Consider the following 15,535-nt stretch of genomic DNA (forward strand, 5'->3'; position numbering starts at 1 on the left):
GCAGGGCTGTGCGCGCAAACTCAGCAGGTATCTGTTCAATTTCTTCCAAAGTGAGCCGACGACATGCGACGGATCCAACCTGCAAATCGCTTGGCCCCCGGGGGACGCTGATCGGAGGGTGGGCCATTGCACCAGCATGGCCAAGCTGCAACCACAGATGAGCGTTGCACTTGCCCCCAGCTTCGGCGAGGAACCGAAACTGGGTAGCGTTCACGTTATCACGCAAGACTAGATTGCCTGGCTTTTCCGCGCCGATCGGATCACCCTGAACTTCGCCAATGATCGACAAACCGAGACCGCCTTCGGCCCAGATACCGTACAGATCGATCTGCTGTTGGCTGGGATTGCCCGCGCCATCCCCGAGAGAATCTGACATCGCTGGCTTTGCGATCCGGTTCTTGAGAACCGCTCCGCATGGTAGCTCAAGCGCATGGGACAGCTCTGTATGTTTTGATGTCGTCATAGGGCCGATCAAACTGCTCGTGGATTGGTCATTCCCGGAAACCATCGCGATTTCGCTTAGTTCGCAAGGCTTCAATCAGAAAGCTTAGGGTTGAATCGGACAAGACTGCGCACTCTGAGTTTATCGCAGACCGGCCCAAACCTGCCTTTGGCGACTGGGTGTCTATGCTGCGATGCAGCCCGTCAGAGGAGACATTCGCTACGAGCGCGAAGACAAGAGCTAGTCGAACTCACGGTGTGCGGGAATTCCCGACGTTGGGTTTGTCCATGTTGTTGTCGCAACAACCTTTCGCAGCTACGGCAGAGCATGGACCGCGCGGCAACAGGTACCGGCAAACCTGTCATTGATGGGCTCATGATCTTCCCAGCTTGAGATCGTGCAATCACCATATCCGGATGGCGCAAAATAGACCCTAAAGAAGGCCATCGTTTAGCTTGACACCCATCATGTCGGCTTAGACGATTGGGGTTACAAACAAAACTATAGGTTGAACTGTACCAAAAAAGGTTGCACGCTTACACTATCTGAGTCTCATCAGAGCTAACTTACACTTATTTTTTGATAAAAATTTGGGCTCTTAATTGGATAGTCAAAATTTCATTTCGATGTATCTAAGGGCGGTTGCCTCAAAGTTAGCGGAAGCACTACTTTTTTGTGCTTTTAATCTCACCATTCTCTTGGCGAGTCCTAGTTTCGCTGAAACTGCTCTCGATCGGAGCTACAACTTGTCACAAGCAGGCCGCCTGGTTGAAGCGGAACAAATACTGCGAAGTGAACTCGCTCGATTAGGAACCAACCAAGTAGACAGCGAATACAGCCTAAAGCTGCTCAATAATCTTGGGGCTATTTTGAGCAATCAGGGGAGGCTTGAAGAAGCACTCATAGTCTTTGAAGATACCTATCATCGGAGTGCTAGAGCGCTCGACTTCAACCATAACGACACGCTCATAGCACTCGGAAACTATGTTTCGACTCTTGTAGATCTTGATCTCGTTGAACGAGCACTTCGCGAACTCGAGGACTTCAAGCAACGCAGCAAAACGAAAGACGAAGATCCGACAAACGCGACAATTTGGGCCACAGACTATCAACGTGAATTAGCAGCACGTTTCGGTGACTTCGAGCAGGCGCTAAACCTGTGCAAGGAATGGAAGGCGTATTCAGTCAAATTGGGGGCTGAACCTTCTTCAGTAGTTGCACTGGAGTACACTTTATACTGTTCAGCGTATATGTATTCGACCGGACAGGCTTCGGCGGCAGAAAGCGAAATCGTATCGGCGATAGAACTCGTACCTGTCGTCAACGCAGAGAATTCGTCGATCGTCATGTCCTTATACCATGACTTGTCCCAATTACGCCGAGCTCAGGGACGTATTGCTGAAGCGGCACGAACCCTTGAAGATAGCATCATAGCCGCAGATCGCGCAGGACTGCTTCATTCGACCAATACCGGGATCGGAAGCCTGCTAACGCTATCCGAGATCTACTTCGACATGGAAGATTTTAGATCTGGGCGCAACACCTCCGAGAAGGCGATCGAAGTATTACAAAGTTTATCAGGCGGAGTGGGATTTCCACAAGACGACCCAGACTATCTTCATGCGTATGCAGCATTCGGTTTTTCACAAGTCATTTTCGAGGACCCAACGTTAGCTCTTGTACCCTTGCAATATGCCTACAACGAAATGTTCAGCGTAAGCATGAACGCGCTAAGTCAGTTTGAGATAGCTTTTCTCTACGGGAAAGCGCTTAAAACGCATGAATATTTCGAAGACGCGATCATTCTACTGGAAGACTTATTGCAAGCACAGATGCAGTACTTTGGGGCCTATTCCACTAACCTTTTTCGTACACAAGTTGAAATCTGTAGCGCGAAACTTGCAGTGGGTTTTCAGATCTCTGACGCGCAGGAATGTGAGCTAGCAATGGGGTCTCCTGCACGGGAAGACCCATTCCACATTCATTCCGAAATTGAGCTTCTGAGATCCATATTAAAGTCGCAAAGTGTGGTAGATGCTGTCGATTTAGTGTCAGACATTCATGACCGAATGAACGCCGTGTTTAGTGATGAAGATGAACACTTGCTTTCTCATAAGCTGCAAACCCTAGGTGCAGCGCTACTAGAAAGACTCGGGAGGGAACAAAGGCTCAATGCAGATCTTCATGCGAGCCTCTCGGTTAAGCTATTGAGAATATTGAATTGGATCGACGAAGCGGGTAGCCCAAGAGGCCTTGGAGTTGGATCTGCTGCACCCGAGTTAGTTGAGAAACAGGCCTTACTATACCGTGTAAGACAGAGACTGTTGGCTTTGAGTTTGTCCTCAACTGAATACCAGACAAAGCGAGAGGAGATCACAAGACGGCACATCGCGTTGGGAGAAGTATACGATGAACTGTCTACTTTGGATCAGACTTCTTCGGTCTTCGAAAACTCGGAGACAGAGGAGTCCGAGCCATCGAACGATGACATTGCTGGGTCGATCGAACATGCTGGCACACTGGTTCTCTACCGCCTCCTCGCGGGGAAATACTATGCCGTAGTCCTAACCACTTATGAAACAACAGTTTTTCCTTTGGAAATTGAACTGAAGGAGCTAAACAGTCTGGTTCGATCGGTAAGGCCTGGTGGTGCAAGTTCATATTTCGAAGTTGGCAAGTCGGCCTCTGAAGAACTTTCGGTGAGTGCGCATTTTCTTCATGAAGCCATATGGCAGCCGATTGCCTCACAAATTCATACTGAAGATGTGACTATACTTCCTGATGGGGTCCTATCTCAGTTTCCATTTTACCTTTTGAAGCGATCCCAGGATCATTTGGAGCCAGATTGGCTTTTGTTCGACGATATTGTCATTACCTATGTCCCGCGAGTCAGTGACGTCTTTTCACATGTTGGTCGAGGTTCAAAGCTTGAACGAAACAGAACTCTGTTCGCTGTAGGTGATCCGAAACTCGGCAAGTGCAATCAAGAACTTGTTCAGTCGGATGTAGGTTTCTCAGATGACGCAGTCTTTGTGCTTCCTAATTTCCTTAACTGCTTCTTTCGCAGTCTGCCAGAAGCCCAGCAGGAGGTTGAAGACATATCTAAGCTATTTGAGCATGATAGTGTAGATTTGCTGATTGGGTCTGAAGCATCCGAAGCTGAGCTGAGGAGACATATCCGCATAGGTTCACTCGAGCAAGCATCAATACTTGTGTTTGCTACTCATGGTGTCTCGGCTGGTGAGTTAAGCTATGTGATCGATCCACAGAGGTTGTTTGACAAAGAAGGGTTTGGAGTTGGGACCATTGGCCCATCGGCTGTCGACATTGCACGTCAAACAACTGATATGTCCGAAGATGACTTGAGCAAGTTAGAAGGAGCGTTAGTCTTTAATTATTTTGACAGAAATGTTCCTGATAAATACAACCTTTCCGCAGCGGGACTTCTACTTTCAACTTATCATGCAGGCCCAGAGGTCGATACTTTCAATGACGGTTTCCTCGCAAGTTGGGAGATCGCGAGTATCCCTCTTACCGCTGATATAGTCATATTGTCCGCTTGCAATACTGCTCCTTCCAGTCAGTTTGTTGATGACAGGCAATTCATCGGTTTAGTCTCGCCCTTCTTAGATGCTGGTGCAAGATCCGTCCTAGCAACGCACTGGGCAGTTGAATCTAACGCGTCATCCAGTGTTTCTAGGAGCTTCTTGCAACAAACTCTAAATGACGGCACAGAGCCGGCCGTTGCTTTGCGAAACGCGCTTCGTGAGCTACATGCAAGAGTAGACAATCCCTATCTATGGGCACCATTCTTTTTCGTCGTGGGCGGTCGGTAATTCACAACCTAAAAACAACTGTTGAGGAACAACATGAAACGTCGTGAGATTCTTTTTGCATTACCTGCTATTACGTATGCTTGTGCTTTCCCAAAGAGAGTACTGGCGCAGGGAGACGAAGAAATTGTAATTGAGTGGAGATTATTGCCCGATCAATTGGAACTTGTCCCGGACGACGCCCCCCTTGAGGAAGGCGAACCAGCAGATACTAGGAACCCCCTCCTCGTTGGTGCCATCGTTTTAGTGGGTGCTTGGGCAGCTCCAAAGATCGCTCAGGCTGTTCTTGATGTGTATCATCGATACCAAGGCGGTGGTGTGATTATCGATTTGAGATCGCTACCACTCGTTGTCGAGACTAGTCCGCGGATACCGCCCGGATTTGCTTTGATAATTTCGGATGACGGGGCGGAGACGCTAAGCTTAGGTGGCGTTGACCCACTCAAACCAGATGATCTTGCAGAGTTTATCGCCAATGCAGCCAAGGGCGGATAGTAGAGCGTTAGCTAACCTAGGCGGAACGGCATGCATCAGACTTTTTCCCATTACTATGTAGAGGTTGAGTTGGAAAGTTCGTCCGACATGGTATTGCCCTGACATTCTGAACAAAAATAAGACGCGCTCACTGTGTCCACGCATATGAGTTACTCTCGAAGTATCCTCTGTGTCGCGAACAAGTAGCAAGCCTCGCCGCCGCCGTGTCCCGAGCGAAAGGCCACTCCTCACGCCGCAAGGCGATACGGAAACGATGCAGGCGCGGCGATTTTAGTGCTACCAGCACGAGCAACATGTTCAGATGTCTTCCGCTATGGGGCTGGTTCCGGACCTAGGAGCAAGCGCAGCATCTGTCTGAGTGGGGTCGGATACCTGGGCGGGGACGGCCCAAATCTGACCTTGGCCGTGACTGCCTGCGCTGCATCGCAGCTTCCTCAAAGCAGACATTCCCCGAAGTTGGAACAGGGGCGGCCTGACCGCCCCTTTCTCTAACATCAGGCCCAGCCTAGTTGGGCCAACGCATGACTGTCATTCCAGATCTTGGTCATGTGCGCGATTTTGCCGCCAGCAAATTCCATAACATATACGTAGTCTGACGCGACCTTGGCGTGGGTAGGATCGACCGGGCCGCCTGGTCCGGATTGTGTGCCGTGAAACACAGCAAAGGCCAGCACGATGCTGCGATCTTCGTCGGATGCGAACCCTTTCAGCTCGTAGTTGCCATCCGGGATCGGCGTCAGCAGGCCCTTCATCCACTCTGTATATGCTTCCAACGTGTGTGTGTCCGCCAGCGCGCCGGACTGGCAAGCAAAACTCGCATGTGCGCTGCAATATGCGGCGCACTCATCCCAGCCTTTACCGGTTTCGCAGGCTTCAAAAAAGGCTCTTGCTGTCTCTGTCATGCTCATCGCGTTTCTCCTTGTGTGCGACCTTGGGACAATCCCCTGGTGTCATGCAAAGAAGTTACGAAGCCGCGGAGAACGGCGATATCCTTCAAATGAACCAATTGATGCAGGAGGGATGTAGGGTATGGTCCTCCAACATTTTACCGAGGAAATTATGTCGGACACGGCACAATCGATTGAACCACTATCAAAACGGGAAGCTGAAGTGGCCGCCGCCTATGCGGACGGTGCCAGCTACAAGGTCATTGCCCGTGACCTTGGTATATCTCCGACCACTGTTAGATCTCATTTGCGCACGGTCTATGGCAAGCTGAATGTCACATCGAAAATCGCTTTGGCGCAGGTATTGGCAGATCCGGAGGTTAAATCGGCTGGACACCAGGATGCAGCCGCGCTGACCGCCGATCTTGCGCTGGAACTGGACGAAGCCATGCGGCGCGAGCGGACGATGGCGCGCGTTCTGCGGATCATCAACGAGAGCAGTGGCAACCTTGATGACGTTATCGACGAGGTGCTGGAGCAAGCGCTTGAGATCTGCGAGGCGGAGTTCGGCATTCTGATGGCGCATCACGGTGATTTCACCTTCACAGAGATGCGCTCCAGCCACATAAGCGCGCCTTTTGCCGCGTGGTTGTCGGAACAAGGAGTGTTCAACCCAGGACCAGAGACCGCCGTCGGGCGCGCTGCGCGGTCACTGAAGCCAGTCAGCATCGCGGATGTGAATGCCGAAGACGTTGCATACGAAGACAATCCGCTGCGCTTTGCGACCGTCAAGTTTGGTCAGGCGCGGTCGCTGGCGGCGATCCCTATGACAGCAGGCGGACGGTTGATTGGGGTCTTCAGCGTGTACCGGACCCGTGTGCACCCGTTCAATGACCGCGCGCTGGAACTGGCGCAGACTTTTGCCGATCAGGCGGCTATCGCAATTGAAAACTCCGCGCACATCACAGAAATGGAAGCCCGGCTGGAGCGGTCGTCTGCGTCCCGCGAAATTTTGGACGCGATCAGTACGTCGAGCGATGACGAAGGCCCAGTGTTTGACGCCATCCTACGCAATGCTGCCAAGCTTTGCGATGCGCCGATGGCCCGCTTGGAATTGGCCGACGCTGCGCGGCGGACGCATTATTGCGCGGCAGCGTGGGGCGATGAAATGCGGTCGTTCAAAGTTGGCGAGGCGCTGCCGCTTGATCAACCTAACGACCTACCGACCGCCATTCGCGAAGGTGTGGTGCGCCATATCCATGACCTGTCGAAATCGGAGCTATATCTAAGCGGCAACCCGACACGTGTGAGGATGGTGGAGGAAGAGGGTTACCGCACCTATTTGTGTGTCCCTTTGGTAGCCGAGGGTATTGGTATCGGGGCAATCGTTCTAAGCCGCCGCGAGGTTGCACCATTTTCGGACGAGAGCATCGCGCTGGTCCAGAACCTTGCCATTCAAGCTGTGATCGCGATTGAGAATGTCCGCCGATTTCGCGCCTTGCGGGATCGACTGGAAAGAGCAGCTGCCACGCGTGAAGTCCTGGAAGCGATCAGTGCTGCAAGCGACGACGAGAGGCCCGTCTTTGACGCCATTCTGGGTAATGCGCGCAAATTGTGCGAAGCGCCCTTTGCGGCCCTCATATTGGGATGTGAAGGTGACGACCACCAGACCATGGTCGCGCACCACGGCGCGCTTCAAAGCACCGAAGACTTTTACAGTCAGGGTCGTGTGCCGATGGATCCGGACAAGTCCTTCGCCGCGCGCGCGATTGTCGAAAAGCGCCCCGTGCATCTGCATAACATGATGGACACCGATCAGTACCGTGCGGGTGTACCGAACGTTGTCGAACTCTGTGACGTGCAAGGCATTCGCACCAACCTATTTGTTCCGCTCATTCGGGATGGGGTTGGCGTCGGCTGTTTCATCATCTTTCGCCACGAAGTGCGGCCCTACACTGATGAACAAATCGCGCTGCTCGAGACCTTTGCGACCCAAGCCGTCATCGCGTTGGACAATGTCCGGCAGTTCCGGGATCTCCGGAAGCGTTTGGACAGAGAGGCCGCGACGCGGGAAATCCTGCAAGTCATCAATCAAAACCGCGATGATGCGCAGCCTGTGTTTGACACAATTCTGAGGAACGCCATTGACCTGTGCGGCGCGAGCGCTGGTGCACTGACGCTGGGGGCCAAGGGCGATACGCACCAACGCATGGCCGTCTCGCGGGGCGTGAGCCAGGCAACGCTTGACGTCTACGCGCGCGGTGAGGTGTCGATGGATCCCCATATCTCAATGGCGGCCAAGGCGATCCTTTCCGGCGAGGTCGTCCATGTGGCGGATATGGCGGACACGGACGGGTATCGCAGTGGCGTGTCGCACTATACCTCCGTTGTCGACGACACCGGTATCCGCACCAATCTGTTTGTGCCCTTGATGACACCCGAAGGGGGCGAAGGTGTCCTGGTGCTGTTCCGCAAAGAGGTGAAGCCCTACACGCCAGACGAAATTGCGCTGGTCGAAACCTTTGCGGCACAGGCCGCGATTGCGCTGGAGAATGTGCGCCAATTCAGGAACTTACAGGCAAGGACATCCGAGGTTCAGAATCTGAACGCATCGCTGGAAGCCAAGGTAGACGCGCAGGTTGTTGAACTCGAGCGGATGGGGCGATTGAAACGTTTCCTTCCCGCCGCCGTAGCGGACACTGTTGTGTCCTCGGGCTCTGAGAAGATGCTGCAAAGCCACCGTGCATTATTGGGTGTCCTGTTTTGCGACATTCGCGGCTTCACCGCGTTCTGCGAAACGGCTGAACCCGAAGAGACGATTGAGGTCTTGCAGACCTACCATGAGGAGATGGGAAAACTGATCAATGAGCATGGCGCGGGTGTTGATCTACGCATGGGGGACGGCGTCATGGTGCTATTCAACGACCCGGTCCCTTGTGATGATCCTGCCGGAGACGCTGTGCGTCTTGCCATTGCGATGCGTGCGCGGATGGCTGAGCTGTGTAGGGGGTGGAAGCGGCTTGGTCACCGCCTTGGTTTTGGTGTTGGCGTCTCGCTCGGCTACGCCACTGTTGGCCTTGTCGGGTTTGAAGGGCGGTTTGATTACACTGCGTCCGGCACCGCAATCAATCTTGCATCGCGGCTGTGCGACGAAGCGATCGACGGTGAAATCCTGCTCAGCACACGAGCCGGAATTGCTGTCGAGGATATTTTTCCCGTCGAGACCCGTGGGGAACTTACTCTGAAAGGGATCCGCGAACCTGTCGAGGTTTTTAGGCTGTCGGGAGAGATTTGACTGACCTCTGCACATGATGTGACGATGAGTTAGACGCGCCGCGCCATTGCGTACGGCCCAAACCGGACTCTCGATACTCTTGATAGATGCTGCGTTTGCAGCCCGCATTGCCGCCATTCGCTGCACGCGCAAGATATCCGGATCGATGTGCCTGATGACACGGTCATCCCCAGAGCCCGGACGAACCGTCAGTCTGATATGGGCTTTGGCAGATCGGCCATTTCAGGTGGAAGATGGACGACAAGACCTGCTTTCTTCCATCCGTCAAATGCCTTTCGTACCAATGGACCGGTGAAGTAGTTGAACACCATTTCCTTTGGGATATCAGCTTCAAAGTTGGGAAGGATCTGAAGGAGTGCAATCCGCGCCTGTTCGGCGGCCTCGCGGTTTCCCAACTCCGCGTGAAACCAGACCTGATGCGCGTAGTACCAGGGGAAACCGGGCATCGGGACTTTCTCGATTTCCAGCAGGGCCGCCTGCCAGAAATCACCAAGCGCGAACCGCCAGGCGTGGGCGTAGTGATACCAGCCGGGGTGAATAGGGCTGAGGTCAATAGCCTTGTCCAGAAGCGGTATCGCATGATCGAACTCGCCCAGAAACGCGTGACAATGGCCGACCTCGGCCAGAATATCGGCATGGCCCGGGTTGAGCTGCAGCGCAACGTTCGCCGTCTCCCTGAACCCGGGAAGGTCACCCGTGTGGAATTGACACAGCGCGAGCGCCATGCGGGCAAATCCGCTTCGTGGATCGCACTCTACGCCCCGCCGCGCTGCATCCAATCCAAGTTGTGGCGCATTCACGCCGGGACGCTCGTTCAGATGATATCGCTTCTCCTCCAGAAGAATAAGGGCATAAGCTGCCCACCCATCCGAGGCGTCAGGGTCGGCCTCCAGCAGGACAGGCAACCGCTCTCGCAACTCAAAATGGAGCCTGGGGTCGTAGGTCTTGTAGAACTCGTAGAATTGCGCGACCGCGGCGTAGACATCCCAGGTTTGGGTCTGACCACTTGCCGCGCGCCGTCGGACGCGCGTCCCGACATCGCCGTGCTGCGAGGCGATGCGCCCGGCGGTCAAGAGACCAATCTCGTTCTGTACCTCGAAGATCTCTTGAAGGTCCCCGGAGCGGTCGAATTGTTCCATCAACGCGATCTCACCGGTGGAAACCTCACTGACCTGCACCGTGACGCGCAGGCGTTCGGGTGAGCGGCGCAAACTGCCTTCTATGACAAAGTCAACGCCGTATGTCTGAGCGATCTCGGCTTGGTCCATGTCATTAGCCTGAATGTGCATGGCCGTCATGTGAGACAAGACGCGGAGGTTGCGAAAGCGCGTGAGGCGCGACGTGATCTCTTCGCTGAAACCGCCTGCGATCCAGCTATCGTCCACCGTACTGAGGCTACGGAAAGGCAGAACCAGAATGACTGGGGGTTTCCTTTGTGGGCCTGCGACGCTCTTGCCGTGCTCAACGGCAACCGCCAAACGAAACCCGACGCCATGGACCGTTTCAATGATGCGCTGCTCTGATCCTGTATCGCCCACCGCGCGACGGGCTTCTTTCAGGGCCGTCGAAAGGGTTGCATCCGTTATGATCCGTCCATCCCAGACATCTGCGATCAGATCGTCTTTTGTGACCACATCTCCATCGGCTGAAACCAGTGCTTGCAGGATGCCTGCCGTCTGACGCGTCAACCGTCTGGTCGAGTCACCTTGAACGGCGGTCATCCGGTCGAAATCGACAGCGATATCGGACAGCACAATCTGCATAGCCCCAAGGCTACCTTCTTACGGCTTTCGGTGAAAGCTCGGCAAAATCTCAAACTCTTCTCAGACCATCCTCAAGCTTGGCATCCCGTCCTCGCATAGGTCCTCTTCCAACAGAAAGGACAGACCATGAAATACCGCAACGCACTACCGCAGATGGCAGGACAGAAGATGATCACGGATGGCGGGTTGGAGACGACCCTGATCTTCCACGACGGGATCGATCTACCGTTTTTTGCCGCGTTCAAGGCGCTCGAAACCGATGCGGGGATCGCCGCGATGGACGCCTATATGGAGCGTTTCGCCCAGATCGCCGTTGGGGCCAAGCGCGGTTTCATCATGGATACGCCCACATGGCGGGCCAGCGCCCGGTGGGCTGCGGACCTTGGTATGTCACAGGATTCTCTGCGTGCCGTCCATCGCGAGGCTATTTGCACACTCAACCGTCTGCGAGATCGTTTCGAAGCCAGTGAAAGCCCTTTCGTCATAAACGGTGTGATAGGCCCGCAGGATGACGGCTATGCGCCCGCACGGGTTCCGAAGGCCGTGGCGGCTGAGGCCTATCACACCGCACAGGTTGGTTGGTTCGATGAGTTTGGCGCGGACATGGTGTCGGCAATCACAATGACCTACGCGGATGAGGCCATCGGTATTGCCAGCGCTGCAAAGACATTTGGGCTTCCGGTAGCCATTGCCTTCACGGTCGAGACCGACGGGCGCTTGCCTTCTGGCGAAACTCTTGGCGACGCGATCCGCGCGGTGGATGAAGCGACGGAAACCTATCCAGCCTACTTCATGATCAACTGCGCGCATCCAGATCATTTTGCCCATGTCCTGCATGGCGACTGGACGCAGCGGATCATGGGCCTGCGCGCCAATGCCTCGCGCATGAGCCATGCCGAACTTGACGCCTCGGACACGCTTGATGACGGCGACCCCGTTGAACTCGGACAGCTCTATGCGGGCCTCTCGCTCCTATTGCCGAACCTCACCGTGATGGGTGGCTGCTGCGGTACCGACCACCGCCACGTCGCAGCGATCTGCGAGGCGACCAAAACTTGAACACCCGAAATGCCGGGCGCTCCTGCGTCCGCATCCCAACAGCCGCCTGCAGAACCTCCTGCATGCGTTCTGTGACTTTGACTGAACGAAGCTGAACACCTGAAAGGAAAAGACATGTTCAAACCAACTCTATCCACACTGGCCTTTGTGGCCTCCACCGGTTTTGCGATGGCGGAGGGCGCGCCGATGTCCTTCGACGTCGCCGAAGACCTCACGCGCTTTGTTTTCGCGGCTGAACCGGTCTTCGACGACGGGATGCCCGCCTACGGCAATGCTTTCGTGACCCAGGGCTACATCTACGAAGACGGCACGCTCGATGGCGGCGCTGAGGGCACCCTTGCCGATGGCAGTCCGGCCTTTCCTGATAAGGTCATCGGTCGCTGGACCTGTGACGGGTTCTTCGTTGGAGACGGTGCGCGCACCCTGACCGGTGCCTGGGTCATCTCGCGCCAGGTCTTTGAGTTCGACAGCGGCGAAATCCTGATCAACCAGGGTGCTGAACTGGCGGATGTCGATGTGGCAGGGCCCCGCGCCATCACCGGGGGAACCGGCGCATACGCCCATGTTGGCGCTGAGATGACGCAAACCTTGCTGGGGATGACCGACGGCTTCGGTGTGCGCCTGTCCATCGAGATTCCGGGCGAAGAGCACGCTTCGATCTCGCCGGAGCACGAGGCTCAAGGCTGGCATAGCAGCTACTTCGGGCACATCGACGAAGCCGACCACACCGAATGGGATTCGGGTGTGCCGGTGGGGCCGATGGATCAGGTCACGTTGCCTACCTCCTGATGGAAATCGAGAATCCCCTGTCCGCCGATCGGGCGGATGGGGGCAGAAGAAAAAAGAGAGAGACCATGAAAGACACTACCGACCATGCACTGCGCCCAGCGAGACACGAGGATGGTGAAGACCTCGCTCGCCTGATCGACATCGCCGGTGAAGGCATTCCTTCTTGGTTGTGGGCACAGAGTGCCGACGGCGACCAAACCCCGCTGGATGTTGGTACTGTGCGTGCGCGCCGCGAACAGGGTGGATTCTCTTACAAGAATGCCATCGTAGCTGAACGCGAAAACCACGTGCTGGGAATGGTTCTTAGCTACCCGATTGCTTCTGCAGATGAGAGCGCGTCGGTCGATCTGCCAGCACCCATTGTGCCGTTCGTTGCGCTGGAAGCGAATTCGGTTGGCACTTGGTACGTCAATGCGCTTGCGGTGCGCGCCGGGTCGCGGGGATATGGGATTGGTACGACATTGATGGCCAATGCCGAGAAACAAGCCCGCGATGCAGGCTTCGATACTGTCAGCATTCAGGTCTACGCGCAGAACACTGCCGCGGTCCGGCTCTATCGGCGGCTTGGATACGAACTTGTCGCAAGCGCACCGGTCCTGAGCCATCCCTGCCAACCCTACTACACAGGCGATGTCTTGCTCCTGCTCAAAGCTATCGCGCCTCACAAACAGTCTTGACCAGTTCCAAGGAAAGCTCAGACCATGCTCGCCCATAAACTCCTCCTGCCGTTCGCATTTCTCGCGATTGCGGGCGTGACGACGATCGCGACGTCACAAGCCGATCTACCAATTCTGCCCGCGCCATTGTCCGATGACAGCTTTCTCTACGATGGAACACCTAGCGACCCGCTTGTCGAACTCGGGCGCAATCTCTTCTTCGACCCGATCCTTTCGGGCAACCGCAACATCTCTTGTGGGACCTGCCACGATCCAAGATTGGGATCGGGCGACGGTTTGGCACTTGGTATCGGCGAGGGTGGTGTGGGTTCCGGTCCCGACCGCCGAACCGAAACCGCCGTGACCGGCCGCGTACCACGAAATGCGCAACCGCTCTGGAACATCGGTGCGCGCGAGTATGTATCGCTATTTCATGACGGCCGAGTGGAATGGATTGAAGACGGCATGCGCATCCGGAACCCCGCAGGCGACGACTTGCCGGAAGGCGTATCGGACGTTTTGGTCGCACAGGCGTTTTTCCCGGTAACCTCCCCCATCGAAATGGCGGGGCAGTTTGGCGAAAACCCGGTCGCAGAGGCTGCCTTTGCAGAAGATCGCCCACAGGTCTGGCGTATCCTCGCGGCACGTGTCGCTTCCGTGCCCGCCTATCTGGACATGCTCAAAGAGGCCTATCCCGAAATTACGATGCCTCACGACGTGACGTACACCCACTTGGCTGAAGCCCTTACCGCATTTCAAACAGTGGCGTTCCGGTCCGACGAAAGCCCGTTCGACGAAATTCTGCGCACCGGCGACGTTTCGACCCTGTCTGTCGATGCGAGAGCGGGATTATCGTTGTTTTACGGGAGAGCGAATTGCGTGTCGTGTCACAGCGGGCCTTTACTGACCGACCACGACTATCATGCCATTGCTATGCCGCAGATCGGCCCCGGCAAGGGTCACGGCGGGGATTTCAGCTACATTGCCGAGACAGGCCTTGCTGGCCGAACCGAGGATGAGGGACGGTATCGCGTTAGCCGAGACACTGATGACCTGTTTGCTTTCCGGACACCCTCACTACGGAATGTCACTCTTACGGGCCCCTGGGGTCATAGCGGTGCCTTCGATGAACTAGAAGAGATGGTGCGCCACCATTTGAACCCAATCGAAAGTCTCGAGGGCTTCGATGCGTCCGCCGTCGTTTTGCCACCCTTGGACCAAGTCATGCGCCTTTCTGGCCGCGGCTCGGAATTCGGATACGGACCGCTGGACCCTAGCCAGGAAGCGGCCTTTGATCTCAGGGACACTTGGGTGATTCAATCACCGGTACTCAGAGAACGCATCGCGGCCGAGAACGACCTTCGCGCATTCCATTTGGCCGACGAGGAAATAAGACAACTCATCGCTTTTCTCGAATCCCTGACAGACCCCTCTGCCATCAACAGGTCCGATCTCGTTCCCACGGAGGTTCCGTCGGGACTGGCACCGCAACCGACCAGGTAGTTTCGATCACTGCTCTGAACACATATGGATAAATACAAATCGCTATTTGCGGCGCAGTCTTGTTGGGAACGAAAACAAACCGGACGGTTGTGGTATCAATCCGCGTCAACGTCAGGTTGTCGTTGTGGAGGGCATGGCGGATCGGAGGATGAGTCATGGAAACACCAAACTTACCTGCCATTCGGGCGCTTCGCCCTGCCTGGAACAAGGGCCGCATCGTTGGATAAAAACGCCCGCTGAAGCCAAAGCATGTCTGGGCGATCCAAGTTCGGCTCGAACTGGCAGAAAACCATCGCGATCTCGCCCTGTTCAATATGGCGATCGACAGCAAACTTCGAGGCTGTGACCTGGTGAAGATGAAAGTCGTCGATGTGATGGCATCAGGTCAGATCAAGGAACGCGCATCTGTCCTGCAAAGCAAAACGCAGAAACCTGTGCGCTTTGAGATTTCCGAAGGCACTCGGGCCTCGGTCGAAAAGTGGATGGAAGACGAGCTCATGGTCGGCTCCGAGTACCTTTGGCCTGGTCGCTTCCACGAACGCCTCCATATCTCGACACGCCAGTATGCGCGGATCGTCCGCGACTGGGTCACATAAATTGGTCTGGAGGCGAGCGCGTATGGTACGCACTCGATGCGGCGAACAAAGGTGACGCAGATCTACAAGAAGACCGGAAACTTGCGGGCGGTTCAGCTTTTGCTTGGACACACCAAGATGGACAGCACGGTGCGGTACCTAGGCGTCGAACTTGAGGACGCGCTGGCAATCGCTGCGGCTATTGAAATCTAGCAATTTCTGGGTCGCCTTCACAGGC

At 55.3% G+C, this 15,535-nt stretch carries 9 protein-coding genes and 2 pseudogenes; 8 read left to right on the forward strand and 3 right to left on the reverse strand.

Annotated elements, in window-relative coordinates; all coding sequences use genetic code 11:
* Positions 1–463 (reverse strand): annotated as a pseudogene (locus tag FD715_RS12305) (oxidoreductase); the annotation flags it as partial.
* A gap of 581 nt (positions 464–1,044) precedes the next feature.
* Between FD715_RS12305 and FD715_RS12310 the strand changes: the two are divergent.
* Positions 1,045–4,278: a CHAT domain-containing protein gene (locus FD715_RS12310; RefSeq protein ID WP_147110019.1), complete on the forward strand. Its 3,234-nt coding sequence runs from the start codon at positions 1,045–1,047 to the stop codon at positions 4,276–4,278.
* A gap of 33 nt (positions 4,279–4,311) precedes the next feature.
* Positions 4,312–4,770 (forward strand): hypothetical protein, encoded by a 459-nt coding sequence (locus FD715_RS12315; RefSeq protein ID WP_147110021.1) that lies wholly within the window; start codon positions 4,312–4,314, stop codon positions 4,768–4,770.
* Between the two features lie 494 nt (positions 4,771–5,264).
* Here FD715_RS12315 and FD715_RS12320 read toward each other — a convergent pair whose 3' ends face one another.
* Positions 5,265–5,678, reverse strand: coding sequence for an ester cyclase (locus FD715_RS12320; RefSeq protein ID WP_147110023.1), 414 nt, complete (start codon positions 5,676–5,678; stop codon positions 5,265–5,267).
* A gap of 121 nt (positions 5,679–5,799) precedes the next feature.
* Here FD715_RS12320 and FD715_RS12325 point away from each other — a divergent pair, with 121 nt between their 5' ends.
* Complete coding sequence (locus tag FD715_RS12325) at positions 5,800–8,952, forward strand: GAF domain-containing protein (RefSeq protein WP_147110025.1); 3,153 nt, start codon at positions 5,800–5,802, stop codon at positions 8,950–8,952.
* 188 nt (positions 8,953–9,140) lie between these two features.
* On the opposite strand, the gene FD715_RS12330 is transcribed toward FD715_RS12325, so the two are convergent.
* Positions 9,141–10,715 carry a winged helix-turn-helix domain-containing protein gene (locus FD715_RS12330; RefSeq protein WP_147110026.1) on the reverse strand — a complete coding sequence of 525 codons (1,575 nt, stop codon included), beginning with the start codon at positions 10,713–10,715 and terminating at the stop codon, positions 9,141–9,143.
* Positions 10,716–10,841: 126 nt separating this feature from the next.
* Between FD715_RS12330 and FD715_RS12335 the strand changes: the two genes are divergently transcribed.
* The 5 genes and pseudogenes from FD715_RS12335 (at position 10,842) to FD715_RS12355 (ending at position 15,510) form a co-directional block, all read left to right on the forward strand.
* On the forward strand, positions 10,842–11,774 hold the full coding sequence (locus tag FD715_RS12335) for a homocysteine S-methyltransferase family protein (protein WP_147110028.1): 933 nt from the start codon (positions 10,842–10,844) through the stop codon (positions 11,772–11,774).
* A 114-nt stretch (positions 11,775–11,888) separates the two neighbouring features.
* The gene (locus FD715_RS12340) at positions 11,889–12,563 is read left to right on the forward strand and encodes a hypothetical protein (protein WP_189799482.1); all 675 of its coding nucleotides are present in this window, start codon (positions 11,889–11,891) and stop codon (positions 12,561–12,563) included.
* A gap of 65 nt (positions 12,564–12,628) precedes the next feature.
* Entirely contained in the window at positions 12,629–13,240 is a 612-nt protein-coding gene (locus FD715_RS12345; RefSeq protein WP_189799483.1) for a GNAT family N-acetyltransferase, read from the forward strand.
* 24 nt (positions 13,241–13,264) lie between these two features.
* Positions 13,265–14,722 (forward strand): cytochrome-c peroxidase, encoded by a 1,458-nt coding sequence (locus FD715_RS12350; RefSeq protein ID WP_147110032.1) that lies wholly within the window; start codon positions 13,265–13,267, stop codon positions 14,720–14,722.
* 236 nt (positions 14,723–14,958) lie between these two features.
* A pseudogene (locus tag FD715_RS12355) lies at positions 14,959–15,510 on the forward strand (tyrosine-type recombinase/integrase).
* Positions 15,511–15,535: the final 25 nt, after the last annotated feature.

This window comes from Tateyamaria sp. syn59, assembly GCF_007995245.1.
In the GTDB taxonomy this organism is placed as follows: domain Bacteria; phylum Pseudomonadota; class Alphaproteobacteria; order Rhodobacterales; family Rhodobacteraceae; genus Tateyamaria.

What these genes read in the sequence shown, in the direction of transcription:
- FD715_RS12315 (WP_147110021.1), top strand. Translation starts at nt 4,312, where the DNA reads ATGAAACGTCGTGAGATTCTTTTTGCATTACCTGCTATTACGTATGCT.
- FD715_RS12320 (WP_147110023.1), bottom strand. Translation starts at nt 5,678, where the DNA reads ATGAGCATGACAGAGACAGCAAGAGCCTTTTTTGAAGCCTGCGAAACC.
- FD715_RS12325 (WP_147110025.1), top strand. Translation starts at nt 5,800, where the DNA reads ATGGTCCTCCAACATTTTACCGAGGAAATTATGTCGGACACGGCACAA.
- FD715_RS12330 (WP_147110026.1), bottom strand. Translation starts at nt 10,715, where the DNA reads ATGCAGATTGTGCTGTCCGATATCGCTGTCGATTTCGACCGGATGACC.
- FD715_RS12335 (WP_147110028.1), top strand. Translation starts at nt 10,842, where the DNA reads ATGAAATACCGCAACGCACTACCGCAGATGGCAGGACAGAAGATGATC.
- FD715_RS12340 (WP_189799482.1), top strand. Translation starts at nt 11,889, where the DNA reads ATGTTCAAACCAACTCTATCCACACTGGCCTTTGTGGCCTCCACCGGT.
- FD715_RS12345 (WP_189799483.1), top strand. Translation starts at nt 12,629, where the DNA reads ATGAAAGACACTACCGACCATGCACTGCGCCCAGCGAGACACGAGGAT.
- FD715_RS12350 (WP_147110032.1), top strand. Translation starts at nt 13,265, where the DNA reads ATGCTCGCCCATAAACTCCTCCTGCCGTTCGCATTTCTCGCGATTGCG.